Below are 23,868 nucleotides of genomic sequence, written 5' to 3'. Positions count from 1 at the left end.
GCGCTCCAAATTTGCCGCAGAGCGCGGCGTTAGAGGAATCATTCATGAAATGGAGTTTCTTAATCCTATTTGTTTTATCATTTCCATCAAGTGCAATAATAATGAGACATGATGTAGATGAGTCTAAATATTTAGAATTTGCCAAGGATAATAAATCGATAGTTACCTTTTACGGAAATTATAAAGATAAAGAAATTGTCGAAGGAACAGGGACTCTAATTGCCGAAGATTGGGTAATTACCGCTGCTCATGTTGCCAATTATTTGTTAATTGATGGAAAAGTCAGATTCAAAGATTCTTACTACAAAATAAAGAAAGTTGTTAAACATCCAGACTGGAAAGATAAGCAATTTCCAAATGATATCGCTCTTGTCCAGTTACAATCGACTATCCCTAATAGTGAAACTGTCGCTTTATATGACAAAGAGGATGAACTTCATAAAACTTTGACGTTTATCGGTCGCGGGGACTTTGGTACTGGTGAAGTAGGAGTTGTCGGTGCTGATGATCGTTTAAGGGCTGCACAAAATGTTGTCACGGAAACTTCTGGGCAGTGGGTTCGGTTTAAGTTTGATAGTGAACAAGACTCTTTGGCATTAGAGGGTATTAGTGGTCCAGGGGACTCTGGTGGACCAGCACTACTTAAGATGAATAATCGACTTTATATTGTGGGCGTTAGTTCATGGCAAAATGCAGAACCAACAGAATGGCAAGAAGCTAAATATGGGGTAATTGAAAACTACTCTCGCATTTCATATTTCAAAAAATGGATAGAAAAATCTATGGAGTAGTATTCCTCTAACAAGCTGTTAAACAAGGACAAAAAACAGTTGGTTTTTGCTCCTTCGTCGCTTATTTTAACCAACTATTTTATTGCCTGTTAACAGGGCGTTATGAATAGAGGAGTGTTCATGAGTAACTCAAAGCAAAAATCTTGGTTTAGAGTGGCAATCACCGAAATCTTGATTTACTGCCTTCCATTAGTTGCCCTTACATTTATAAACGTAGAAAAACGTGATTTTGCCTTAATGATCTCAAGCTTTGTTCTACTTACAGTGTTGTTTGTCGGTTATATTTTGCTCAAGAATTATCAGTGCAAGGAAAAATAATGATTTTAGATTGGCAACAAAAACTCATAACAAGGCGCATCAGTCGCGGCCTGCGGCCGCTGGGACGCAAAACCGCTGACGCGTTCTTCCGCCCCTGTGCTTTGCGTTATATGCCTACGAGGTTGAAATGGAAATCGAAGTAACTAGACCAAAGCAATTTGCAGACATGGCTCGTGACTATCGTTTGCTGGTAGATGGTAAAGAAGTAGCTGTTATAAAACGCGGAACAACACAAAAAATAACGCTGCCTGAAGGTAGTAAAACGCTGAAGGCTTCTATCGATTGGTGTTCAAGTCCTGAGTTTAATGTTAGTGATATTCGTACTGGAAAAATTGTAGTGAAAAACGCCTTTGGTTCTAACTTTTTTAAATCTATATTTCTGCCGCTTTATTACATTTCTTTGGGCAAAAATAGGTACTTAAAAATTGAGCCCGGCATATAACAAGCGCCATCAAAAACGCGCCCGTTGGGCGCTCGACTCGCAACAAGTTGCTCGCGTTTGTGGCGGGCGTTAAATTGCAACGGAGTGACAAGTGCCTGATTTGAAATATGTGCAGCTTGAAAGTGATATTCAATCAGCTTTGAAGCTCTGTGGTTGGGTAAAATTTCTTAAAATCGTCTTGGCTTTATTGGTTGTACTATCGTATTTCTTTTTTCCTGACTGGTTGGGGGAGTTAATAGTTATTTCTGTCGTAATTTCCCTAGTTTTGCCGCTTGGCTTTTTTGATGTTTTTATTCAAAAGTTATTGGAATACAACACTCAAAAAGCCGAAGAGCGTCAAATTTTAAATTCCAAAGAAGCAAATGAGCATTTCGACAATCTGTACAAAAAGGTTGCGAAGTAATGCAATTTAACAAGCCGCGTCATTCGGGGCCTACGGCCCCTGCGACGCTCACAAGTTCGCGCGCATGCGCGGGGCGTTATAACTACAGTCAACATCAGCTTAATCATTAAACGAACTAAGGATACAATAAAATGAAAGGATTACTTCTTGGGCTTGCGTCATTACTGGTTACTATAACTGTTAATGCAGAAACAACTAACGATACTACCGACGTAAAGGCAGTAGATTATTCTAAGTATTGCTATTATGCAGATGTAGAGTACTCTGCCGGATCTATCATGGAGCAAGCTGGTCGTAAAGTTCAGTGTGCGCGCAAAGCTGAGAGTTCAGATTTAGTCTGGAGTGAATATCAACGTAATCAGTTATAACAAATTGCTAAATTTCGTTCCTGCCACAAACAGCGTGGTCTCCACTGGACTGCCTACGCTACGCTGCGGCAACCCATTAGCAACGCGTTAGAACAAAAAAGCAGCACTGTCGTAGAAGTGTCGTATAGTTGTCACCCTTTTATCGCTGTTTAGTCGTAAAAGTTTCCTGACTTTTGGTAGAGCATGAAGTTGCCTCACCAACAAATAGATTATGGATACGTATGAAAATAAATGCAGGATTGGTTCTTGAGCTTCGGAACAGGCAGTCATGGTCACAAGAAGAATTGGCTTTAGCTGCCGGTGTAAACCTGAGAACCATACAACGTATTGAGAAAGAGGCCTCAGCATCGTTGCAAACTAAAAAGGCTTTAGCTGCTGCGTTTGATATACCTATTTCTGATCTAGAACCACAGGAAATACTAAAAATGAAAAAGTTTGAATATAAAACGCTTGAAATTCAAAGCAAAGATGGCTTCCTGTCTGGTCTAAAAAAGCAGGAATTACCAGATTTTGAGGCAATCTTAAATAAAGAAGGCCAAGACGGCTGGCTGTTAATTCAAATTCTAAGCCCTGAATTAACCCAAGGTGTTTGGTCAGGTAAAACAGGTAATTTACTTGCTTTGTTGCAACGTGAGGTAACAGAGTAAGTTCTAACAAAGTGCGGCATTCGGGGCCTGCGGCCCCTGTGACGCTCACAAGTTCGCGCACATGCGCACGGCGTTAGCAGCTATCACAATAACTTCGCAGCAAAGGGAATTTAGTTTGATGACAAAAATTGTAAAACAGTGGCTGAAGCGAGTCGTAGTCATGCTTGGCATCGTTTTGGCTGGTTTCACGATATGGCTGTGGTTTATCGTCAATCAACTCCCTATTGCGCTGAAGCCCAATCACGCTAAACCCATCGGGGTGCTTTTTAACAATGTTCGTGTGCTATCCATGGTTGATGCAAGTTCGGTATCGTCAAACATGCAAGCTGTGCTGGTGATGGGGGATCGCATCACCAGCATTGGTGCTGCAGATGAAGTTGCGGCACCCGAGGGTGTGCTGGTAATTGATGGGCAAGGCAAGACACTGATGCCAGGGCTTATAGACGCCCATATTCATCTGAATGACGAAACAGAGCTGGCGGTTTATCTGGCTCATGGGGTTACCGGTGTTCGCAATATGTCGGGCTATCCGTTTCATCTTCGTGTCATTGAACAAAAAGCTAAAGGGCGGCTTTTAGCGCCAGATATACTAACAACGGGCCCTATTTTGAATAGCTATGGGCCCAACGAATTGGTTTTACAAACGACAGTGAACACCGCTGAGCAAGCGCGTGTCGCTGTCCGTAACCAGCACAGTGCTGGATATCGGCATGTCAAAGTGTATTCCAACCTAACGCCTGAAGCTTTTGCTGCCATTCTCGAAGAAGCGGCGCTTTTGGGGATGACGGTAAGCGGTCATTCGCCAGAAGGTGAGCGCAAAGCAGGTATGCCGCGCGAGAAATCGTTCGAGATCCCTTGGGAGGCTTCGCTGGGAAAGGGATTAACCACGCTTGAGCATATCGAAACTATCGTTTGGCATGGCTTGAGGGATAATCTTTCGCAAGAAAAAATGGCTGCACTGGCCAAAACACTGGCACATTCGGGCGAGGCTGTTACACCAACACTGCTTGCGCATAAGCGGCTGGTTTTAATTGCACAGAGCAAAGGCACGTATTTAACCAGACCCGGCAGTGACATGATTAACCCGTTGGTCACCTGGTTTTCAAGTGGCGCACAGCAATTTTGGAGTGAAATGGACCCCTCGGGTTATGAAGCACCGCACGCCGAATTTTTTCTAAAAGCGACGTGGCTATTGCATCAAGCCAGCGTGCCTTTGTTAACCGGAACGGATAGCGGTAGTTTTGGCATTATTCCCGGCGAATCTATCGCGCGTGAGCTTGAGCTACTGGTCGCTGCAGGCTTATCACCGTTTGAAGCCTTAACCTCAGCCACCCGGCGTAACGCTGAAGTACTGGGTTTCGAAAAAACCGGCCTGATCTTGCCGGATTATCGTGCCAATCTGGTCTTGCTCGCTAAAGATCCGTTAACTGATGTGGGTGTCGTGGAATACCCTGTCGGTGTCATGATCGGTGGGCATTGGCTGGATGAGCAGAAACTTGCAGCCATGAAAGATGCAGCGAGAAGTTCAAAAGTGGAAGTGTTCTTTCGTTCGCTGGTACGCGTGGTTGAAATGAAATTGTCCGCGTGACATTTTATGAACCCAATATTCTATGCAGCATAAAATTTGAATGCAGGCTGAAATATTCTGGATACTCCGTGACTGGTTAAGTTTTAAATGATTGGTGCAATTGGTTTTTTGTCACCCATAGCGGTAAGCTGCGAAAGTAGGCTTTTGCTGCTAACAAATTACTGCACCGGAAAAATTACTCGCTGCGCTCCCAATTTTCCGGTGAGTAAAGCGTTATGTTTTAAAAAAGGTTTAACGATGGAATTTAGTGACAAAGAACTGGCAGTTATAGCCGGTGCTAAAAAAAAGATTAAGACTGCAACATTATTCAGAGTTTTGCTGATTGTTGTCATGCTATGCGGTATTACCTTAATGGCAACAGGTGTGGTTGTTGCTGAATATATTGTTTATTTAGCATTCGGAGCTGTTGTCTTGGCTATCGGACTACCTCAGTTTGGCCCTGGGCCAAAGTACGAAGAGCTCTTAAATATCTTAGATAACAAAGCTAATGCGCAGCGTTCAAAAACATAACAATACGCAACACTCTCAGCCTGTGGCTGCTGGGACGTCAAACGCTAGCGCGTTTTTCCGCCCGTGTGCTTTGCGTTATATTTCAAGGAGGATTGGTGAAGCATTTAGTTTTAGTTTTTTCTTTTCTGGTCGTTGGTTGTACTAGTTTAAATAATGCTGGTGAAAGTAGCCAAAATGCTGAAATTTATGTTGGTATCAAAAACGGAAATCTCATTTATCAGGGCAAAATAACTGAGGCTTCAAATAACGCAATTTTCTCATTACTTAATGATGCTGAATTAAAACCAAGTCGTCTTGTTATAACCAGCAATGGCGGTGAGATAGGTGCGGGGATGGATTTAGGGCGTTGGGTCAAAGATAACAAGTTGGATGTTGAAGTTAATGGCGTATGTGCATCATCTTGTGCAAACTACGTATTTCCAGCTGCTCATACAAAGTACTTAAGAAAAGACTCGGTTTTGGTATGGCATGGGAGCGCTTGGCAATCCGATTGGGATGTTGAAGAAGAATTTGTCGACATGTTTAATACTCACATAACTTTAATGCGGAAGCAGGAAACTAAATTTTATTCAGATATCGGCATTGATAAATCTAGTTACCATCTATGGTCAGACCAAATTTAATTTCTGGGATTATATTCAGAATTTTTTGGGCAAGGGAGCGGTTGGGTATGACTACTCGTTGGCTGACTTGCAGAAATTTGGACTTACTAATATCGTACTCTTAGATGGCGAATGGGATTGGAGAAAATATCGGCCTGATAGAGCAAATCTGGTTAAGCGTATCAAGGTTGACGATAATTTTGAGTTTGAGCTCCGTAGATTTGAAATATAACAAAAAAATTTTATCGCCAGCAAAAAGCGCTAGCTGCGACGTCAACCCGCTGCGCGGCTTTCCGCGCTAAATTTGGGCGTTAGGCGTAAGAGGTAAACAGTATGAAAAATATTAATCCATGGTTATTGTCAGTTTTTGTTTTGACTATTGCAGGCGTTACTTTCCGTTGGTGGTTGGGCAACTCTATTATGACTGCTTTACTGACATTAATATTGGCATTGTCTTTAGTGCCATTGGTAAAAGTAACCCAAGCAACAAGTGGCTCCAATAAAGAATTTAAAACATATAAAATAATTGGTGGAGTTATTAGCACCTTTGGCCTTTCAGTATCTACATATTTCAATATTTTTTCATCAACATCGTTAAATCTAAGATTCGCTCTGGTGGGCTCATTCATTTTTGCAATTGGGTTAGCTGTTATTCTTATTAATCGCTTTAAAAATCAAATTAGTAAAAATGGCCATGCCTAACAATCGCCAGCACAACGCGCCTTCGGCGCTCGACTCGCAACAAGTTGCTCGCGTGTGTGGCGGGCGTTAGAGGAAGTTATGCCCGATATTGTTGTCAAACTCACTTTATTACGTGACGCATTGTATGATGTAACAAGCCGAGAAGTCTCCCCAAAAGAGTGGCATCAGATCGCTGCTGCAATGGATAACATTGAAGATTGTATCGCCGCAATTACTTCTTACCATTTGGAGGGTATTGGTGAAACCTTGGGGGGAAAATACCTTAGGTTATTTGGTGTTTTTCAGTGCCGGTTGGCTCGGTGCGTTCGCTGCCTTTGTCGCTTTCACCCTGCCGTCAGCGCTTCTGCTTGTAGCCTTCGCTGCCGCTATGCCGTTACTTAATGGCGCCATGGGAGACGCTGCAGTGCATGGTTTAAAGCTTGTAGTTTGCGCTGTGGTCGCTGATGCCGTTTTAGGTATGTCCAAGCAGTTGTGCCCTGATGCGCTAAGAAGAACTATTGCTGTGTTGTCAGCAGCGGCGTTATTGCTCGCGTCTTCTGCTTTTGCTCAACTTGCTGTCGTTATAGTGGCTGCTGTTATTGGCGCGTATTTTATACGAGAGATAACTGCACCAGAAAACGATAAGGGGTTTCAAATTTTCTACGGCCCACGCGTCGGCGCGATACTGCTTGTGCTTTTTGTAGGTTTACTGTTTGGCTTGCCGTTTATTGCAACGAGGAGGCCGGATTTCGCATCTGTTGCGGAGGCGTTTTATCGAGCAGGTGCATTGGTATTCGGCGGCGGTCATGTAGTCCTTCCCTTGCTCCAAGATTCTGTCGTTTCGACTGGCTGGGTCGCTCCAGAGCAGTTTTTGTCTGGCTACGGTGCATCTCAGGCAATTCCCGGGTCCATGTTTGCTTTTTCAGCCTACCTAGGTGCGATATTATCGCCTTTAGAAAATCCGTACCTTATGGCAGCTACGGCGTTAGTTTTTATTTTTCTGCCGGGTGGCCTTTTGGTCGCTGGCGTTCTTCCATTCTGGGGTGCTGTTTCACGCCATCCGACGGCTGGCCGAGCCATTGCCGGGGCTAATGCGGCAGTTGTAGGTCTATTAGCAGCCGCCCTTTATAGCCCCATCTTCACATCTGGCATAACCCGCTCGGCAGATCTGGCTATTGTGGTGGTCGCGTTCGGTATGCTTGCTGTGCGGCGAGTATCTCCGCTCATTGTAGTACTATGGTGTGTCATCGCCAGCGTCTTGCAGCTATCGCTCCGATAAAATACTAAGCGGTTTATTTTTTGTTATTTCGCTTTTTTATTAACTGGTTAGTTAAAAATCAATAGGTTAATCCCTAATAAATTAAGGCTATAACATTATGAAAGAAAACTATATTTTGGCTTATTCTGGGCTATTAATGTCCCTTATCACGTTAATAATACAGGCACTGATAGCGGCTTTTTCTAAAAGCGCTCAAAAAAATGCTATTCCGGGCAAGATTGATGAAAGCTTAAGTCATGCTTCGTTTGTATTTAGAGCGCACCGCACTTTTATGAACAGCTTAGAAAACTTTCCGGTTTTTTTTGGCGGGGCAATCTTAGCAATTTTAATCGGTGCAGATGCATTTTGGGCTGGCACATTAATTTGGGCATTTTCTGGCGCTAGAATAATTCACATGCTGTTGTATTACGTTATTGCAACTGAAAAGAACCCTAGCCCACGCTCGTATTTTTACCTTATCGGCTTAGCCGCTACTGTTGGGCTGCTAATATTGGCAGGTATTAGCCTTATCTAAAAATTATTATATAAAGGCGTAAGCTGTGGTTGCACCTTGATGGCTAGCGCAGTATGGCTAAAGCAATCTAGCTGCCAGCATTTAATATCCTGTTACAACCCACTATAAATAGTAGTCGCCTACTTTTCTGATTGTTATGATACAGCATCTAAGCTTGTTTACTGGTTAGGCTATATAGGACTCGCATGGCAAAGCTACTAAAAATAATTATGATCCATGGCCATATGCCGGGTGTGGTGGAATTAGAATTAAACGGTCATACCAATATTTGTGGTAGTAATGCGTCGGGCAAAACCACTTTGCAGCGGATGATCCCGGTGTTTTACGGTGAGCTACCCAATAAAGTGGTGCCGCGCACTCGGTTAAGTTTTGATAAATATTATCTGCCGCACAAAAATAGCTATGTTATTTATGAATACGAACGGCCACAGCATGGCATAGCGCAAGTGGTGTTGACCAAACGCGCTGATGGTGTGGATTATCGCTTTGTCGATGCACCTTATTTGCCCGAACACTATTTACTAGAAACCAAAGCCGGTGTAGTAGCGCGTGAATATAACGATTGGGCGCAATATATACGGGCGGCGGGTGTTGATATAGCGGCCAAAATCTCTAATACCACCGAATATCGCAATATTATACTGAACGATATAAAAAATGATCGCAGTAGCCGCAGCGAAAGCTTAAAGCATCGTCAGCTGGCTGGTCGTTACGGCTTAGCACAAGATAAACATAATTTACGTCATATAGAAAAGCTAGTATCAGCGGTGCATGCCAAAGAAGGCAAAATGGACACCCTTAAGAGTATGTTAGCCGCTATTTTAGAAGAAGACGGTTATCAACGGCCAGCTAATACGATGACGGGCGATAAAATTCGCAGCTGGTTACGCGATATGAAACAGTTTATGAAGCTAGATAAACTGCAGCAATCTTTGCAGGATATTGAACGTATTAACGGTAAACGCACAGCCACACTAGCCACCTTATGGTATTTAAAAGCCTTAGTTGAACAAGGCTTTAATCAGCAACGCCAGCATAAAGCCGATACTGAAGCAGCTATGCAGCAGCTAAAGCGAGCTATAGCTGAAGCTAATAGTGTATACGAGCAAGGTCGCAGTACTCTACGCGATAAAAAAAATGACGCTGCGGCCGATTTAGCCAAAAGCCAACACCAGCTAGAAGCCGCGCAAAATACCTATGATAATTACCGAGACGTCGATATTGAACGAATTGGCCGAGAATTAGAGCAATTACCCGAGCGTCGTAATGAGCTGCAACAGCTAGAGCAGCACTACACTATAATGATTGAAGCGCATAAAGGCGCCGAGCAAGAGTTGCAGGCTCATAAGTTAAAATTAGCCCAGCAGCTTGAGCAAGCTAAGGCAAAAGTTCAAAGCCAAATTAAAGATAAAAACGAGCAGAAAAACCGTATTCATCAAGCTGAACTAGATGCCAGCAAGACTATGAATCAACAATTGCTGCAACAGCAAGACACTGTTCGTAGCCAGTACGACAGTCAGTTAGCCACACTACAAGCTGAATTAGCCGCTAAGCGAGCGCAAGTTAACTTGTCGATGTTAAATAGCGCCGAGCTTGAACAAAGAGAGTTAGTTGATTTACGTTTAGACCACGCGCAACAAGAGCTTGATAGCCACAGTAAAAGGGTAACCAAGCAGCAAAGTAGTTTAACCAGTGCCTTACGCCAGCGAGAGCAAGCTGCTTTAAATGCCAAAGAAGCCCGTAGCGCTGCCGCCCAAGGCGAGCTGTTAATTGAGCAGCTACGCCAGCGTTTAGAACCAACTGCCGGCAGTTTACGCCAGTTTTTGTCACAAAATGTAGAGCATTGGCAACATAGCTTTGGCCGAGTGTTAGCCGAGCCTTTATTGCAACGCACCGATTTAACCCCGCAACTAGAACCTAGCCACGACACTGTGTTTGGACTGCAACTTGATCTACAGGCCATTGAGGTTCCTGACTACGCCCTTACCGAAGAGCGCCTACGGGAACAACTAGAGCAAGCTGGCGAGCAGTGGCAACGGCAAAAAGCTCAGCTAGAAACAACAGAAAAAGCCTTAGCAAAAGCGGTAGATGAGGCTAAGCAACAGCAGCAGGAATTAGATGCACTGCAACAGCAGCAACGTAGTTTAGAAACTAATGTTGGCTTTGCCCGTGATCATAAGCAGCGCTTAAACCATGAGCATGCCCAGTTAGATAAAGAGCGCAAAAAAGCTATTCAGCAGCGCCTGGATCAGCTGCAACAGCAATTAGGCCAAGTTAAACAGCAGCGGCAAACTGCGTTAGCTGAAGTCGTCACTGAGCATCAAGCTCGGGCGCTTGAACAAACCGCAGAGTTTCAAGAGCAACTGCAAATAGTGCAAGAGGCAATTGATGATTTAGAAGCAGAAATTTCACGGTTAGTTGCAAACACTAAAGAGCGCAATAAAGAGCTAGAGCAGGCTTTTAGCGCTAAGCTAGCCGAGCAAGGCGTAGACGAAAAGAAACTACAGCATATTAAACAGCAAGTTAGCAGTTTGCAGCAGCATATTCGCGACACTGAAAATCAACGCGATGCCTTTAGTGGTTATCAGCAGTTTATGCAGGTAACTTGGGCTAGTTTACGGCCTAAGTGGTTAGAAACAGAGCAACTGGCAAAGCAGCAATGGCGTGAAGCAACAACAGCGTTAGAACGCCATGAGGCTGACTATAAAGCTAAGCAACAAGCTGACAATAGCCAGCTTATTCAGTTAAAAGAACAGCTAGAAAAAGCCGAGCGACTAGTGCAAAGCTTACAAGCTTTAATGTCGCGCATGGCTGACTTAACAGTAGCGGTACAAGCGCCATCGCAAGAAGCTGTGGCTGGGCTGGAGCAAGGCGACGTTAGCGAACATATAGCAAGAGCACAGCAATTATTAGATGATAAACATAAATTAGATAAGCGTTTAGACGATGGCGTAAATGCGTTAGAGGCAGATATTCGTAAAGATGCCGATAGCGAATTTGTCCGTTTTATGGAGCACTCTTTAGCTAATTTAGGCACGGCGCCAGATAGGCAAGCGCGAGTAAAGGCGTTGGCCGAAATTATTGCCGTGCTTGAAGCTAAACAGCAGCAAACCATAGCGCAAGGTAAAACTATAGGTACTGCTTTATTTAAGTTTTTTACGGTGTTTAATGATATTCACAAAAGGGTTAGCGACTACAGCCGTCGGTTAACCCAAGCGGTGGGAGACGAGCTAACCTTAGATGGTATAGATAAAGCTGAAGTAAAAATTAGCTCAACCATTGATGAGTTAAGCTTTTGGCAACCATTAAAGGAGATGACCTATCATTATCGGCAGTGGCAAGCCTCGGGTGAGCCTGTGCCGCCTAGTGAGTATTTAGAGCATTTAAGTGATGTGGCAGACTTACTTAAGGCTAACCAAGAATACAGCATAGAGTCTTTGTTAAAACTGCAATTAAATTTGATTGAAAATGGCGAGCCAGTGGTGATTAGAAATGATCGCCAGTTAACTGACTCATCAAGTCATGGCATGGCGTATTTAATTTTATGTAAGTTTTTACTGGCCTTTACCCGTTTGTTAAGGCCCGATGCGGCGGGTGTGACTATTCATTGGCCTATTGATGAAATAGGTACCTTAGCTTATCACAACGTAGAAAAGCTATTTACTGCCTGTAACCATAACAATATTGATATTGTTGGTGCTTTTCCTAACCCGGAATCAGATGTGTTGTTGCTGTTTAAACACAAATACTTAATAGAGCCGCACGCCGAGTTACCTAATAAAGGCCAACTAAAGCGAATTAAACCGCGACTATCAGAGTTATCAAAAAAGCTGCAAGACTTGCAGCGAAGTGCTAAACCAGAGGAGGCACAACTATGATGCTGCATGGCCCCTTGTTGGAGAAGTTATTGGCCGGTCACTTTGTTTGCGCCATTACTGACGAAGAGTATTTTGCCAAATTGCAGCATGACGAGGTGCGGCAAAGTATTGATGATTATTTAAAACCATTAAATCGCCGGCTGGCCTGTAACGATGATAACAGCGTGTACTTTTTGGCTTACCGTGATATTGACGACCCTGCCCGAGAGCATTTAAAACAGTCATTAGGCATAGTAATGGGCTCGTTACTGCCCTTATTGGAATGGTTAACTTATGTGCAAGAAGCTATGGGCAGCGATGGCATTTTAACCGCGGGCGATACGCTAAAACTGCAAGAGCTGATGGTAAAAACAGAAGATAACCCCAGTTTACGCCAGCGCTTGCAAAATTTGGCTAGCGATAAGTTCTTTGGCTCTAGCGCAGACTCGGTAGATGGCCAAGCTAAGCAAGTTGCCAAACGTTTAGTGGAACACGGCTATCTTTTACAGCCGCACACGAGTCGTTTGTATTTTACGGTAACAGGAAAAATTGATTATTTGTTGGAATTAGTACGTTTTATTAAAGACGAAGAAAACATTCCACTTGAAGTTAGCCAAAGCCAAACGGAGTTGTTGTAATGGCAGTATCTGACGACGATAAACAGCATTTAAGCAGTTTGTTTGATGTGGGCGTTGAGCGTTTAAAGCTAATTGGCGATAACGGAAAATTGTTGATGCAGGGTTATTTAACCGGCGGCATAGACCCGGCATCAGTCAGCGAGCGCACGCTAAAAAAGCTTATTAATGCTCGTGTATTATACCAGCCCGACGCTAGTCATGAATTAAAGCTGCGCCATCCGGTAACCCAACTTATTGCCGCTTTAGTTACTGACGAAAGCCGCCGCGCTATTCATGCCGATATTGCCGATAAGCTAGTAAGCATTCGTGGTTTTGTTGAAGCCCTACGTGAAGCGCAGCGCCTTGGCGATAGCTTAAGGCTAGATAGTCAAATGCTACGCCTTGATGAAGCCGTATATGATTTAGCGGCGCAATTTGAAGAGGCTATATTTAGTTTGTGGCACCGCCTAAATAGCAACTTTGGCTTTGTTAGTAACCTAAGTGACAAAATTCGTGAAAATAGCCGTGCTCAGCAGCAAATTAAACGCTTAATAGATGGCTTGTCGTTAATTGACTTTGCAGAATTAATTGAGCTGGCAGAAGGCAACCCAACTTTACGCAAGATATTGGTTAGCCGATTGCAGCAACAAATGAGTGCCCATCACGGCAGTTTACTGGAAGTACAAAAACGCTTGGTTGAGCTGATGACCCGTTTTCGCCAGCAGCAAGAGCGCAGTTTATTAGTACTGAATATGGCCGGCTTTTTACGTGAACATCCTGGTTTTATGGTTGGTGATTACTCTTATCGTAGCCAAGTGCCCGCGCTAGTGAATTGCGCCGCGCCTATAGTGCCCGCAGCAGCGGTTGCGTTAGATAAACAACAGCAGCAGCCAGAGTTAGCGCACTTAGTGCATAGCTTATATCGCGAGCAGGCTATAAAAGCTAACACAGATGTTTTAAGCGTAACGGCCGACGCGGTTAAAACTTCGGCTCAGCAACAAGTAGTTGAAGCCAGGCAGCAGCAGCTAAAAGAAGATGCCATGCGCTACTTTATTTATGTCTGTGAAGTAGCGCAGCCTATCTCGGCACTCGCCTTTTTAACTGAGCAGCAATTAGACTGGCCGCCAGAAGCCTGGTTGTTTCAAATCTTGGCAGAGTACAATGCGCTACCACGTCACGAGCAAAAGCTATTTACCCTAAGCCGTGATGAACGGCAAATAAGTAAGTTTAATCACGTTTATATTATTGAAGATCTGGCTGTGAGGTACTATGCGGCATGACTCGCGATCTTAGCCCACTAGAGCGCAATTTGCTGCAAGCATTAATAGCTAAACTGCGCTTTCAAAGCCAAGTGGTACGCAAACTTAAGAAAACTGATCTCAAGCTGTTAGCTTGGTGTTACCAGCAAGACTTAATAGCCGATCCTAATGTTATTTTGCCAGAGATTGAGCTAAATTCTGCTTTAGCATATGGCCTAGAATATACCTACACATCAGAACTGGTTCAGGCCATAGCCGAGCACCTAGAGCAGCAGGGGCTAGCCGCACTTAATACAGATTTAAAGCTGACCAGCACAGAGCAGCTAGCGCAAGGCGGGGCTGAGCATAAAAGTGTGCGAATATCACCTCGTGAACAGCGAGTGTTGCGAGCTTTTGGCGGGCAAATTCTCGATCAAGACCAACGCGAACTCGCATTAGCGCAGTTTACTGAACTTGTGGTGATTGAAAACTTAGATTGCTTCTATGACTGGCAATGTTTTACGCTGCCGTTACTGCCTAGCAGTTTAGTGATTTATCGTGGCGATGCATATTACAGCTCAGGCAGAAAAAATCTGCTTAAACGTTGGCAAGCTGGTGCTTATGGGCCTTTAAAGTATTTTGGTGATTTAGATCCAGAAGGTTTTGATATTGCAATACGAGAAGGCTTTAGCCATTTTGCTGTGCCTGAGTTTAACTGGTTTAGCCACCATGCCACCGAGCACGCTTATCCGGCCAAGCAGCATGCTACCGCCCTAAAGCTACCGCAGCGCTCTGAACTACAACCCTACATAGCTTTTATGTTGCGTTACCAACGTGCGCTGTTGCAGCAAAGCTTGCAACAAGTGCCATTACAGTGGTTAGCGACTAACCCTTTAGGTATATTTAATTAAGTAAAATTAGTAGTAAGATCACTGTCTGTACTTCAAAAAAAGTGATAACCATGACAGTTGACTTAAATAGCCAATACGGCTTAAACCCCGCCCATAGTGAAGTAGTAGAAGCAGCTAAAGTAATAGCACCTTGTGCTGCGTTAGACATGGGCTGCTCTAATGGTCGCAATGCGGTTTACCTTGGCCAGCTGGGCTTTAACGTTACTGCTATAGATTCAAACCCTATTGCTATTGATATGCTGCAGAGCATTATTAATAAAGAGCAAATGACCAATGTTAAAGCTGTTGTTTATGACATTAATCAAGCAAATTTAAATGCCAATTATGGCTTTATTGCTTGCACTGTTACCTTAATGTTTATTGACCCCGCCCGTGTTGACTCTGTTATTGCCGATATGCAAAGCAGTACGCTAGCGGGTGGTTATAACTTGATTGTTTGCGCTATGAACACGCAGCAACACCCTTGCCCTGTACGCTTTCCGTTTACCTTACAAGCAGGGCAGTTAGCTGAAGCCTATAAAGGATGGCAGCTAATTAAGTACAACGAAGATATAGGTACAATGCACAATGGTGCTCAATTACAATTTGCGACTATGCTGGCGCGTAAACCAAGCTAATATTAATGTTAGTTAATTACATCGCTTGCTGTATCTTTTTAAGCTTGTAGCGCACACTGCTTAAGTAAAGCAGATTAGGAGTTAACTGTGCATATAGATAAAGCTAAAAAGCGCATTGCTAAATTAGTAAAAGCAGGCTTTAAAGGTTATCCACAAATATCGATAGCCTATTTTGGTAGCAGCAAAGACTGTGCTAACGAGGTAGTTATTCAGCTGATGGCAGAAGAAGGTGGAGCGATTCAAGAGCAGCGCTTCACTAGTACAACAGATGTGCGAGCAGATGAAGTAGTGCAATCAATGCTAGTGAAAATAATAGAGCGGGCTGAAGTGAAGACAGTGTTAGAAGTCGCTGGAGTAACAACCTTAGATGAGAAAAGGTAATGATTAACACCAAAATATATAAATCGGTATATAGCTTAGCTGAAAAGTTAATGGCAGCAGATAATAAGGGTAATAAAGAAGCTTTTGACTCACTTTATGCAGAGCTAAAAGCTATTTGTATTGATAATGAAAACACAGATAAAGATCACCCAGAGCAGTGGGAAACCCTCGCTGATTTTACCGAAGATTTAAGCCAAGCCTTAGCTGGCTACGAAAAAGCGCTTACAAAAGCGACAGCCATGAATTTAAAAGACCATATGGCATCAATCGCTTTTTCAATGGCGACATTGCAAATTGAATTAGGCCAAATTGATGAGGCCATTCAAAACTTGCAAAATGCAAAAATTAGCGCGAATAAAATTGAAGATAAAGAACTTAAAACTGAAATAGATACGTTACTTGCCTCGTTATTAGCAAGCTAATTTCACGGCAAGTTTAAGTGTTAAATTAAACAGTTTAACTGGCCTTAACATGGAGCCTAATATGAAAAATATTATTTGCATCTCACTTCTTGCCGTTTTATTGCCGGGTTTGAGTTATGCCGATGATCAGCATAAACATCAAGAACCTGTTAAAACCCAAGCTGCATCTGCTGGAGTGCAAGCATTGTCAGCAGATTTACGCAGTTTGCTTTCTCAAGAAATGCAGGCTATCCAATATGGCATGATGTCGATTATTCCGGCTTATGCTTCTGGTAATTGGAGTGAAATTGAAACCACGGCCGGAAAAATAAAAAGTAGCTATATATTAATGCAGCATTTAAGCAAAGCTCAAGTGGAAGAGCTACATTCACTGCTACCTGCTGAATTTATTGAAAAGGATGAAAACTTCCATTATTTAGCCGGTATGCTTGAGCATGCGGCTAAACATAAAAAGCCTGAGTTAGTTAATTTTTACTTTTCTGAAATGAACCGCTCTTGTGTAAGTTGCCATAGTGCTTTTGCCACTCATAAGTTTCCAGCTTTAAGTGTAAAACCAAAAAATGAGCATGCTCACTAAATAATAACCCTAAGTTTTTAAATTAGGTTAGTTTATAGCTAGATATTATGAGTAAGTAGTAAGGAAATTTAGAGGGCTTTGCCACGACAGCATAGGTTAGTGTAAACTGTTATTGTAAATAATCAGGTTATCTGTATAACATCTAATATTGCCTTAATAGTATTAGATATTTTAGTCTGAAATTATCGTTTTATATGCGAACTGGTGGATTCGTTTATAATTAATTATTTTTCACCAACAATAATGAGTAAAGAAAATGGCTAAAGGTACAGTTAAGTGGTTTAACGCTGAAAAAGGTTTTGGATTTATTACACCTGAAGATGGTAGCAAAGATTTATTTGTTCACCACTCAGAAATTCAAGCTGGTGGCGGTTACGCAACTTTAAATGACGGTCAAGCAGTTGAATTTGAAGTAGGTGAAGGCCAAAAAGGCCCTTGCGCAAATAAAGTAGTTGCTGTTTAAGTAGCAATGCGCAATACCAAATTATAACCGGGTAGCTTAGCTATCCGGTTTTTTTTTAGTTTATAGATTAAAGCCTACTATCTAGTTGTTATATGTGAGAGAAAATGTCCAGCCTGCCTGTTCACAGTATAGTTGATGACTTTGTAGTGCCTTCCTGTTATGACTTGGTGCAAATTTTGTATCAAGATACCGACATCATACTGATTAATAAGCCTAGTGGCTTGTTAAGTTTGTCAGGTAAAAACCCTCTAAATTGGGACTCGGTACATTATCGTTTAGTGCATGGCTATTTAGTGAAGGGGAAAACGGGGTTAAGCCCTGCATTTCCTAGCGCAAAAATAGTACATAGGTTAGATTTTGGTACTTCAGGCATTATGCTGGTGGCGCTTAATGGGCTATCGGTACAGCATCTAAGTAGACAGTTTCAAGCCGGCACTATTGAAAAAAGCTATGTTGCGCTTTTAGAAGGTTGGCTGGAGCAAGACCAAGGCCAGATAACGGCAGCAATAGCTAAAGATAAAAGTCAATTTCCTTTAGTTAAAATATGCAATAACACCGGCAAGCAAGCTATTAGTAATTATAAAGTATTGCAAAGGTTACAACAGCCAGCCCGTAGCTTAGTGCAATTTATGCCGCTCAGTGGCCGTACCCATCAACTTCGCATTCATAGCCAGTTTATAGGCCATCCAATTCTTGGTTGTGATTTGTATAAAAGCGTTAGTAGTCAGCAGCTAGCTAAACGTTTGTTATTACATGCTACTGAATTAAGCTTTGTTCATCCCAGTACACATAAGATTGTTCAAGTTCACTGTCCTTGGCCGTTTTAGGGCATAATGTTATTAATTGCAGTTAGGATAATAAAGGCCACCCTACGTCTGATGGCCTTATTTGTATTTAATTGCTTTAAACATTAGTGGAAGATTTTTTAGATGCTTTTGCTGCTTTTTTTTCTTTTGCAGTTAAGAGCGGTTTCTTTTTGGTGGTTTTCTTACTGTCTTGGCCTTTACTCATGATAGTGTCCTCTTGGGATGAACTCATAAACTTGACGTTAATTAGAGCTAACTTTGAACAGCCATTACATATTCATTTGGCGTGCAAAAGATAAAAGTGCTGCGCAACAAATTTAGTATGGCGTTAAGTGCAGCTAATAGATAGGGGTTAAGCAAAAGATTAGCTTACAACGGCTGTGCTTTAGAGAGAAATGCTGTAATGTATTGTTTTATATTATATTTATATGGAATTTTGTTATGTTAGATACTACTAATGAAAAGCAAACGGATGACAGTCTTGCATATGAAAATTCGCAAACAGAGTTAAAAGCTGCTGACCCGCTAGCGACCATTAAAGATATGCGCTTACAGCAATTAGCTGTCTGTCGTTTAAAAACCGCTGAAGAGCTACAAGCCATGCGGTTAGCGTCGGTATCTGCTGAAACCAAAACTTAAACTTTAGTACTGAGTACATGGAGCCTAGATTAATAAAATGGAACAGTTCAATATTTCTGCTTTTTTATTTATAAATCAATATGCGGGTAACAATAAATCAATAGATCAAATGTTAATTGGCTTAGCAGAAGCTACGCCTTATGTTTTTATAGTTATTCTCGGTTGGTTGTGGTTTAGCGGTAAATTAGCAAAGATGACGTCCAGCTATCAGGCTGGTTTAGCTGTGTTGTTAGGTATGCTTACAAGCTATAGCATTTCATTGTTTTATTACCATTCTAGACCCTTTGTGCAAGGCCTAGGTACCCAGTTGGTTGAGCATGCGCCTGATTCTTCTTTTCCGTCTGATCACACTACATTTATTTTCTGTATAGCCATAATGTTGTTATTTAATAAAAGCACCCGCAGGCTAGCCTATTTACTAAGCGGTATTAGTTTAATTAGCGGTTTGTCTAGAGTTTATGTTGGGGTACATTTTCCACTAGATATTATAGGTGCTATCTTGGTCGCAATAGGTTCATCTATAGTGGTATTTAGCTTAAGGCATAAGACTAAGTGGCTATTAAGTTTTTTGGTGAAAATAATTCCATTTAGTGCTGTGAAAGAAGTTTAAATATGCATATAACTAGTTAAGGTTTATTGGTGCAGGCTCAGCTTAAAAAAAAAGAGTCTATAAGAAAATAGTTACTTGTAGTTTTAGCCAAAATTCCGCATATTTAAGTTGGCTGTTTTTAGGCTGTTTTCTTTTTTTTAATTGTATAAGGTCGTTTTTAATGATGGAGCCAATTAGAGTAGCCATTGCTGGTTATGGTAATTTAGGGCGTGGCGTTGAAGCTGCGTTACAACAAAACCCCGATATGAAATTAGTGGCGGTATTTAGTCGCCGTGATCCTGCTAGTATCAGCCTCTTAAATGACAAAGTGCCGGTTTATGCTATGACCGATATTGAACAGCATCAAGCAAATGTGGATGTTATGATTTTGTGCGGTGGATCTAAAACCGACTTACCTGAGCAAGGGCCATATTTAGCTCAGTTTTTTAATACGGTAGATAGCTTTGATACCCACGCTAAAATTAATGAGTATTATGCTGCTTTAGACCAAGCAGCAAAAAAATCTAAGCATATTGCTTTGTTATCTGTAGGCTGGGATCCAGGCTTGTTTTCATTAAATAGGTTATATGCTGAAGCTACGTTACCAGTAGGTGAAACCTATACGTTTTGGGGTAAAGGCTTAAGCCAAGGCCATTCTGATGCTATACGCCGTGTGCCAGGTGTAAAAAAAGCAGCGCAATATACCCTACCTAGCGAAAATGCGATAGCCAGAGTACGTAGCGGTGAGCAGCCAACATTAAGCACTAGAGACAAGCATACCCGTGAGTGTTATGTTGTGTTGCAACCTACTGCAGATGCTGAGGCGATTCGGCATAGCATAGTTACAATGGCCGATTATTTTGCTGATTATGATACTAAAGTTCATTTTATTGATGAAGCCAGCTTTGACAAAGATCATACTAAAATGCCTCATGGTGGCTTTGTCATCCGTAGCGGTGTTACTGGAGAAAGCAGTAAGCAAAACATAGAGTATTCATTAGCCTTAGAAAGCAATCCTGAATTTACCTCTAGTGTATTAGTGGCCTATGCCCGTGCTGTACATCGATTAGTTAAGGCCGGTGAAGTTGGGGCTAAAACTGTATTTGATGTTGCACCGGGGTTATTGTCAGCAAAAAGTCCAGAGCAATTACGCCAAGAAATGCTGTAACGAAACGTAAACTTTAGTTCCTATTCTGAAGCAGTAAGCTATACTAACTAAGCAGTAAGCTATACTTACTGCTGCGTCACAGGTTATTGCGACTAATTTTCAAACCGTAGCTGCAGCAAATAACTATTGGCGCAAAGGCAATTAAGAGGGAAGTTTGATGGACGATAAAACAAAAAAACTAACTACTACTAATGGCTGTCCTGTTGCTGACAATCAAAACTCTATGACAGCTGGGCCACGCGGCCCTTTGTTAATGCAAGACTTTTGGTTTTTAGAAAAACTAGCGCACTTTGATCGAGAAGTAATTCCAGAGCGCCGTATGCACGCTAAAGGCTCGGGTGCTTTTGGTACTTTTACCGTTACTCATGATATTACGCAATATACTAAAGCCAAACTGTTTTCTGAGATAGGCAAAAAAACAGAAATGTTTGCCCGCTTTTCTACCGTAGCTGGTGAGCGTGGGGCAGCTGATGCTGAGCGAGATATTAGGGGATTTGCTTTAAAGTTTTATACCGAAGAAGGCAATTGGGACATGGTGGGTAATAATACTCCAGTGTTCTTTATGCGTGATCCGTTAAAGTTTCCCGATCTTAACCACGTGGTGAAACGTGACCCTCGTACCAATATGCACAATGCGCAAAGTAATTGGGACTTTTGGACCTTACTGCCAGAAGCACTGCACCAAGTGACTATTGTAATGAGTGATCGCGGCTTACCTAGTTCTTATCGTCATATGCATGGTTTTGGTAGTCATACCTTTAGTTTTATTAACGCCGATAATGAACGGTTTTGGGTGAAATTTCATTTTAAATGTCAGCAAGGTATTAAGAATTTATCCAATAGTGAGGCCGAAGCTATTATTGGCAAGGATAGAGAAAGCCATCAACGTGATTTGTATGAAGCTATTGAGCGGGGCGATTTCCCCCGTTGGGATTTAAAAGTACAGATAATGCCAGAGCAAGAAGCTGCACATTATCGTTTTCATCCTTTTGATTTAACAAAGGTTTGGCCACACGGCGATTATCCATTAATTGATGTTGGTACCTTTGAGCTAAATAAGAATCCTGAAAACTATTTTGCTGAAGTTGAACAAGCGGCTTTTAATCCTGCCAACATAGTACCCGGCATTGGTTTCTCGCCAGATAAAATGCTCCAAGGCCGTTTATTTTCGTATGGTGATACCCAACGTTATCGTTTAGGGGTAAATCATAGCCAAATTCCGGTAAATAAGCCGCGTTGCCCAGTGTCTAGCTATCATCGCGATGGTGCCATGAGAGTGGATGGTAATTATGGCAGTGCAAAAGGCTATGAGCCCAATAGCATGGGGTTATGGCAAGAATGCCCTACAGCGAAAGAACCGCCATTAGAGTTGTCGGGAGCTGCTTATAATTGGGATTTTAGAGATGACGATACTGATTATTATACCCAGCCAGGGAATTTATTCCGTTTAATGACCAAAGAGCAACAACAGGTGTTATTTTCTAACACAGCAGCTGAATTGGCCAATGTTGATGATATGGTAAGAAAACGCCATATAGGAAACTGTTTAAAAGCCGATCCAGCTTATGGCGCCGGTATTGCTAAAGCTTTAGGTATATCATTATCTGAAATAGAGCAGTAAGCTTTTTATTAAACTAAATTTAGAAATCACTGCCTTAGAACCTTTAAATTGGCGTTTTATTGCGGTGATTTTAGCTATTATAGCCGATCAGCTTTAGTGTGCCTTCCTTTATCCAGAGCATTTGACTGTCAAGCTAAGATACTAAAGTAACAAAATTGAGAAAAAATGAGAATTATTGCAAGTTTATTATTGGTATTTACTATAGTTGTTAGCGGTTGCTCAGACCCAGTACAAGAGGATAGTAATAAGCAGATAACAGAGGCTACTCCATCGGCAACCTATAATTACCTGTGTGAAAGTGGTGCTTCTATAATTGCAACTTATACCACAACTGACTTAGCCTTAATCCAATATAAAGGCAATAACTACAATATGCAGCTTGCAGTCTCGGCAAGTGGCTCTCGCTATGCGGGAGGCGGCTTTGAATGGTGGAGTAAAGGCTCTGGAACTGGGGCTGAAGCTATGCTGTTTAAGCATAATGCCGATGATTCTACCGGTGAAATTATCGAGACTTGTGCTGAGCTATAATTGGGAACTGAGTTTACATATAAGCTAGGCTCGTTGCGTCAACTGTATTATGGCTGTTGTTTGACAGCCATTTTTGATTAGATAACTGTGAAAACCTTTTGGTTATTTTATGCATATTCGATTACTACCGCTGATAGCGTTAGTACTGGTTAGTCTTAACTTAAGGCCGGCTTTAACTTCTATAGCACCTCTTATTGAGCTCATTGTTGCCGATACTGGGCTATCCCGTGCTGCGGTGGGGCTAATTACGACTTTACCGGTTTTAATGATGGGGATAATGGCCGTTGTCTCGCCTTGGCTTGCGGCACGTTTTGGCTTAGAGCGCTGTATTAGTGCGGCACTAGCTATATTAACCTTGTCGTTAGCGCTACGTTTTTGGGCCAATAATCCTCTGGTTTTGTTGTTAACGGCTATTGGTATTGGTGTTGGTATTGCCATTTGTGGCACCTTAATGGCTGGCTTTATTAAATTACGCTTTAATCAGCGCTTAGGCACAATAATGCCAATTTATACCCTTAGCATTACCTTAGGTGCTGCCTTTGGTTTAGTGTTTACGGTACCTTTACTAGCTTATTTACAAGATTGGCGTTGGGCCATGGCAACGTGGAGTTTGCCCGTACTTTTGGCCTGGTGTGTTTGGCAGCCTTTATTACCTAAACAAGTTAATCATATCCGGACAACTGCACCTAAATTACCGCTAAACTCAATAAAAGCGTGGATATTTACCTTGTTGTTTGCTTTACAAAGTGGCTTATTTTATTCGCTGACAACTTGGTTAGTGGCGCGTTATGAGGAAGCAGGAGCAACATTAGTGCAGGCCAGTCATTATGCTAGCCTTTTTATGTTTGCTGGATTAGTAGGCGCCTTTATTGCTCCGGCTTTATTGCGTTGGCTGCCTAAGATCTATCAATTATTAATTGTGATGAATTCGGTAGTAGCTTTATCGTTAATGAGTATTACGCTGTGGCCTATGCAATTACCTTGGTTGGTTTGTGTTTTTTCAGGTATGGCTTTAACCGGTATGTTTGCTATTTCACTTACCTTACCTGTTCAACAAACAGATACTCCCATACAAGCGGCTAGTTTAACTTCTATGATGCTAACCTTTGGCTTTTGTCTTGGTTCACTGGCGCCCGCTATAGTCGGAGTATTACGCGATAGAAGTGATAATTATATACTTCCCTTTAGCGGTCTTGTTGTTGCCGCTTTAGTGATGGTGTTATTGTCTATATTATTTGGCTGCTTTGAACAAAGCAGCAATAAAAATAAGGTTAACTAGGTTAGTGACTGT

General features: G+C 42.2%; 29 protein-coding genes. All 29 read left to right on the top strand.

The annotated features are described in order from the left end of the window. Nucleotides 1-44: 44 nt before the first annotated feature. Nucleotides 45-791, top strand: a complete 747-nt coding sequence (locus RDV63_RS00265; RefSeq protein WP_313907541.1) for a S1 family peptidase — start codon at nt 45-47, stop codon at nt 789-791. 120 nt (nt 792-911) lie between these two features. After that, nucleotides 912-1,109: a hypothetical protein gene (locus tag RDV63_RS00260; protein ID WP_111570517.1), complete on the top strand. Its 198-nt coding sequence runs from the start codon at nt 912-914 to the stop codon at nt 1,107-1,109. Between the two features lie 127 nt (nt 1,110-1,236). Continuing rightward, nucleotides 1,237-1,551: a hypothetical protein gene (locus RDV63_RS00255; protein WP_313907540.1), complete on the top strand. Its 315-nt coding sequence runs from the start codon at nt 1,237-1,239 to the stop codon at nt 1,549-1,551. Nucleotides 1,552-1,642: 91 nt separating this feature from the next. Next, a complete protein-coding gene (locus tag RDV63_RS00250; RefSeq protein WP_313907539.1) occupies nt 1,643-1,954 on the top strand; it encodes a hypothetical protein in 312 nt (103 codons plus the stop codon). Between the two features lie 131 nt (nt 1,955-2,085). Further along, entirely contained in the window at nt 2,086-2,322 is a 237-nt protein-coding gene (locus RDV63_RS00245) for a DUF1496 domain-containing protein (protein ID WP_313907538.1), read from the top strand. 221 nt (nt 2,323-2,543) lie between these two features. Beyond that, nucleotides 2,544-2,969, top strand: a complete 426-nt coding sequence (locus RDV63_RS00240; protein WP_313907537.1) for a helix-turn-helix domain-containing protein — start codon at nt 2,544-2,546, stop codon at nt 2,967-2,969. A 118-nt stretch (nt 2,970-3,087) separates the two neighbouring features. Continuing rightward, nucleotides 3,088-4,557 (top strand): amidohydrolase family protein, encoded by a 1,470-nt coding sequence (locus RDV63_RS00235; RefSeq protein WP_313907536.1) that lies wholly within the window; start codon nt 3,088-3,090, stop codon nt 4,555-4,557. A gap of 87 nt (nt 4,558-4,644) precedes the next feature. Then, entirely contained in the window at nt 4,645-5,067 is a 423-nt protein-coding gene (locus RDV63_RS00230) for a hypothetical protein (protein ID WP_313907535.1), read from the top strand. Between the two features lie 95 nt (nt 5,068-5,162). After that, nucleotides 5,163-5,690, top strand: a complete 528-nt coding sequence (locus RDV63_RS00225) for a hypothetical protein (RefSeq protein WP_313907534.1) — start codon at nt 5,163-5,165, stop codon at nt 5,688-5,690. 312 nt (nt 5,691-6,002) lie between these two features. Further along, on the top strand, nt 6,003-6,371 hold the full coding sequence (locus RDV63_RS00220; protein WP_313907533.1) for a hypothetical protein: 369 nt from the start codon (nt 6,003-6,005) through the stop codon (nt 6,369-6,371). A gap of 238 nt (nt 6,372-6,609) precedes the next feature. Next, nucleotides 6,610-7,629: a chromate efflux transporter gene (chrA, locus tag RDV63_RS00215; protein WP_313907532.1), complete on the top strand. Its 1,020-nt coding sequence runs from the start codon at nt 6,610-6,612 to the stop codon at nt 7,627-7,629. Between the two features lie 97 nt (nt 7,630-7,726). Then, entirely contained in the window at nt 7,727-8,143 is a 417-nt protein-coding gene (locus RDV63_RS00210) for an MAPEG family protein (RefSeq protein ID WP_313907531.1), read from the top strand. Nucleotides 8,144-8,328: 185 nt separating this feature from the next. After that, nucleotides 8,329-12,021 carry an ATP-binding protein gene (locus tag RDV63_RS00205; protein ID WP_313907530.1) on the top strand — a complete coding sequence of 1,231 codons (3,693 nt, stop codon included), beginning with the start codon at nt 8,329-8,331 and terminating at the stop codon, nt 12,019-12,021. Then, nucleotides 12,018-12,638 carry a hypothetical protein gene (locus RDV63_RS00200; protein WP_313907529.1) on the top strand — a complete coding sequence of 207 codons (621 nt, stop codon included), beginning with the start codon at nt 12,018-12,020 and terminating at the stop codon, nt 12,636-12,638. The genes RDV63_RS00205 and RDV63_RS00200 overlap by 4 nt, the downstream gene beginning before the upstream one ends. Continuing rightward, nucleotides 12,638-13,897, top strand: coding sequence for a hypothetical protein (locus RDV63_RS00195; RefSeq protein ID WP_313907528.1), 1,260 nt, complete (start codon nt 12,638-12,640; stop codon nt 13,895-13,897). The genes RDV63_RS00200 and RDV63_RS00195 overlap by 1 nt, the downstream gene beginning before the upstream one ends. Then, nucleotides 13,894-14,766 (top strand): Wadjet anti-phage system protein JetD domain-containing protein, encoded by an 873-nt coding sequence (locus RDV63_RS00190; RefSeq protein WP_313907526.1) that lies wholly within the window; start codon nt 13,894-13,896, stop codon nt 14,764-14,766. Before RDV63_RS00195 ends, RDV63_RS00190 begins: the two co-directional genes overlap by 4 nt. Before the next feature lie 50 nt (nt 14,767-14,816). Further along, a complete protein-coding gene (gene tehB / locus RDV63_RS00185) occupies nt 14,817-15,383 on the top strand; it encodes a tellurite resistance methyltransferase TehB (RefSeq protein ID WP_313907525.1) in 567 nt (188 codons plus the stop codon). Between the two features lie 87 nt (nt 15,384-15,470). Next, on the top strand, nt 15,471-15,764 hold the full coding sequence (locus RDV63_RS00180; RefSeq protein ID WP_313907524.1) for a hypothetical protein: 294 nt from the start codon (nt 15,471-15,473) through the stop codon (nt 15,762-15,764). Next, nucleotides 15,764-16,186, top strand: a complete 423-nt coding sequence (locus RDV63_RS00175; protein ID WP_313907523.1) for a hypothetical protein — start codon at nt 15,764-15,766, stop codon at nt 16,184-16,186. Before RDV63_RS00180 ends, RDV63_RS00175 begins: the two co-directional genes overlap by 1 nt. Before the next feature lie 61 nt (nt 16,187-16,247). Further along, a complete protein-coding gene (locus RDV63_RS00170; RefSeq protein WP_313907522.1) occupies nt 16,248-16,763 on the top strand; it encodes a hypothetical protein in 516 nt (171 codons plus the stop codon). Nucleotides 16,764-17,019: 256 nt separating this feature from the next. Further along, complete coding sequence (locus tag RDV63_RS00165; RefSeq protein WP_313907521.1) at nt 17,020-17,226, top strand: cold-shock protein; 207 nt, start codon at nt 17,020-17,022, stop codon at nt 17,224-17,226. A 104-nt stretch (nt 17,227-17,330) separates the two neighbouring features. Then, nucleotides 17,331-18,053 carry an RluA family pseudouridine synthase gene (locus RDV63_RS00160; RefSeq protein WP_313907520.1) on the top strand — a complete coding sequence of 241 codons (723 nt, stop codon included), beginning with the start codon at nt 17,331-17,333 and terminating at the stop codon, nt 18,051-18,053. A 420-nt stretch (nt 18,054-18,473) separates the two neighbouring features. Continuing rightward, the gene (locus RDV63_RS00155; RefSeq protein WP_313907519.1) at nt 18,474-18,671 is read left to right on the top strand and encodes a hypothetical protein; all 198 of its coding nucleotides are present in this window, start codon (nt 18,474-18,476) and stop codon (nt 18,669-18,671) included. A gap of 37 nt (nt 18,672-18,708) precedes the next feature. Then, nucleotides 18,709-19,281, top strand: coding sequence for an undecaprenyl-diphosphatase (locus RDV63_RS00150; RefSeq protein WP_313907518.1), 573 nt, complete (start codon nt 18,709-18,711; stop codon nt 19,279-19,281). 160 nt (nt 19,282-19,441) lie between these two features. After that, nucleotides 19,442-20,428 carry a diaminopimelate dehydrogenase gene (locus RDV63_RS00145; protein WP_313907517.1) on the top strand — a complete coding sequence of 329 codons (987 nt, stop codon included), beginning with the start codon at nt 19,442-19,444 and terminating at the stop codon, nt 20,426-20,428. A 61-nt stretch (nt 20,429-20,489) separates the two neighbouring features. Then, nucleotides 20,490-20,573, top strand: coding sequence for a hexameric tyrosine-coordinated heme protein (locus RDV63_RS15225; RefSeq protein ID WP_409934849.1), 84 nt, complete (start codon nt 20,490-20,492; stop codon nt 20,571-20,573). Nucleotides 20,574-20,585: 12 nt separating this feature from the next. Then, a complete protein-coding gene (locus RDV63_RS00140; protein WP_313907516.1) occupies nt 20,586-22,049 on the top strand; it encodes a catalase in 1,464 nt (487 codons plus the stop codon). Nucleotides 22,050-22,214: 165 nt separating this feature from the next. Then, complete coding sequence (locus RDV63_RS00135; protein ID WP_313907515.1) at nt 22,215-22,577, top strand: MliC family protein; 363 nt, start codon at nt 22,215-22,217, stop codon at nt 22,575-22,577. A 109-nt stretch (nt 22,578-22,686) separates the two neighbouring features. Next, the gene (locus tag RDV63_RS00130; RefSeq protein ID WP_313907514.1) at nt 22,687-23,856 is read left to right on the top strand and encodes a CynX/NimT family MFS transporter; all 1,170 of its coding nucleotides are present in this window, start codon (nt 22,687-22,689) and stop codon (nt 23,854-23,856) included. The last annotated feature ends 12 nt before the right edge of the window (nt 23,857-23,868 follow it).

It is taken from the genome of Rheinheimera sp. MMS21-TC3 (genome assembly GCF_032229285.1).
GTDB lineage: Bacteria > Pseudomonadota > Gammaproteobacteria > Enterobacterales > Alteromonadaceae > Alishewanella.
The sequence above is the reverse complement of the archived record's forward strand: the minus strand, read 5'-3'. Positions and strand labels throughout refer to the sequence as shown.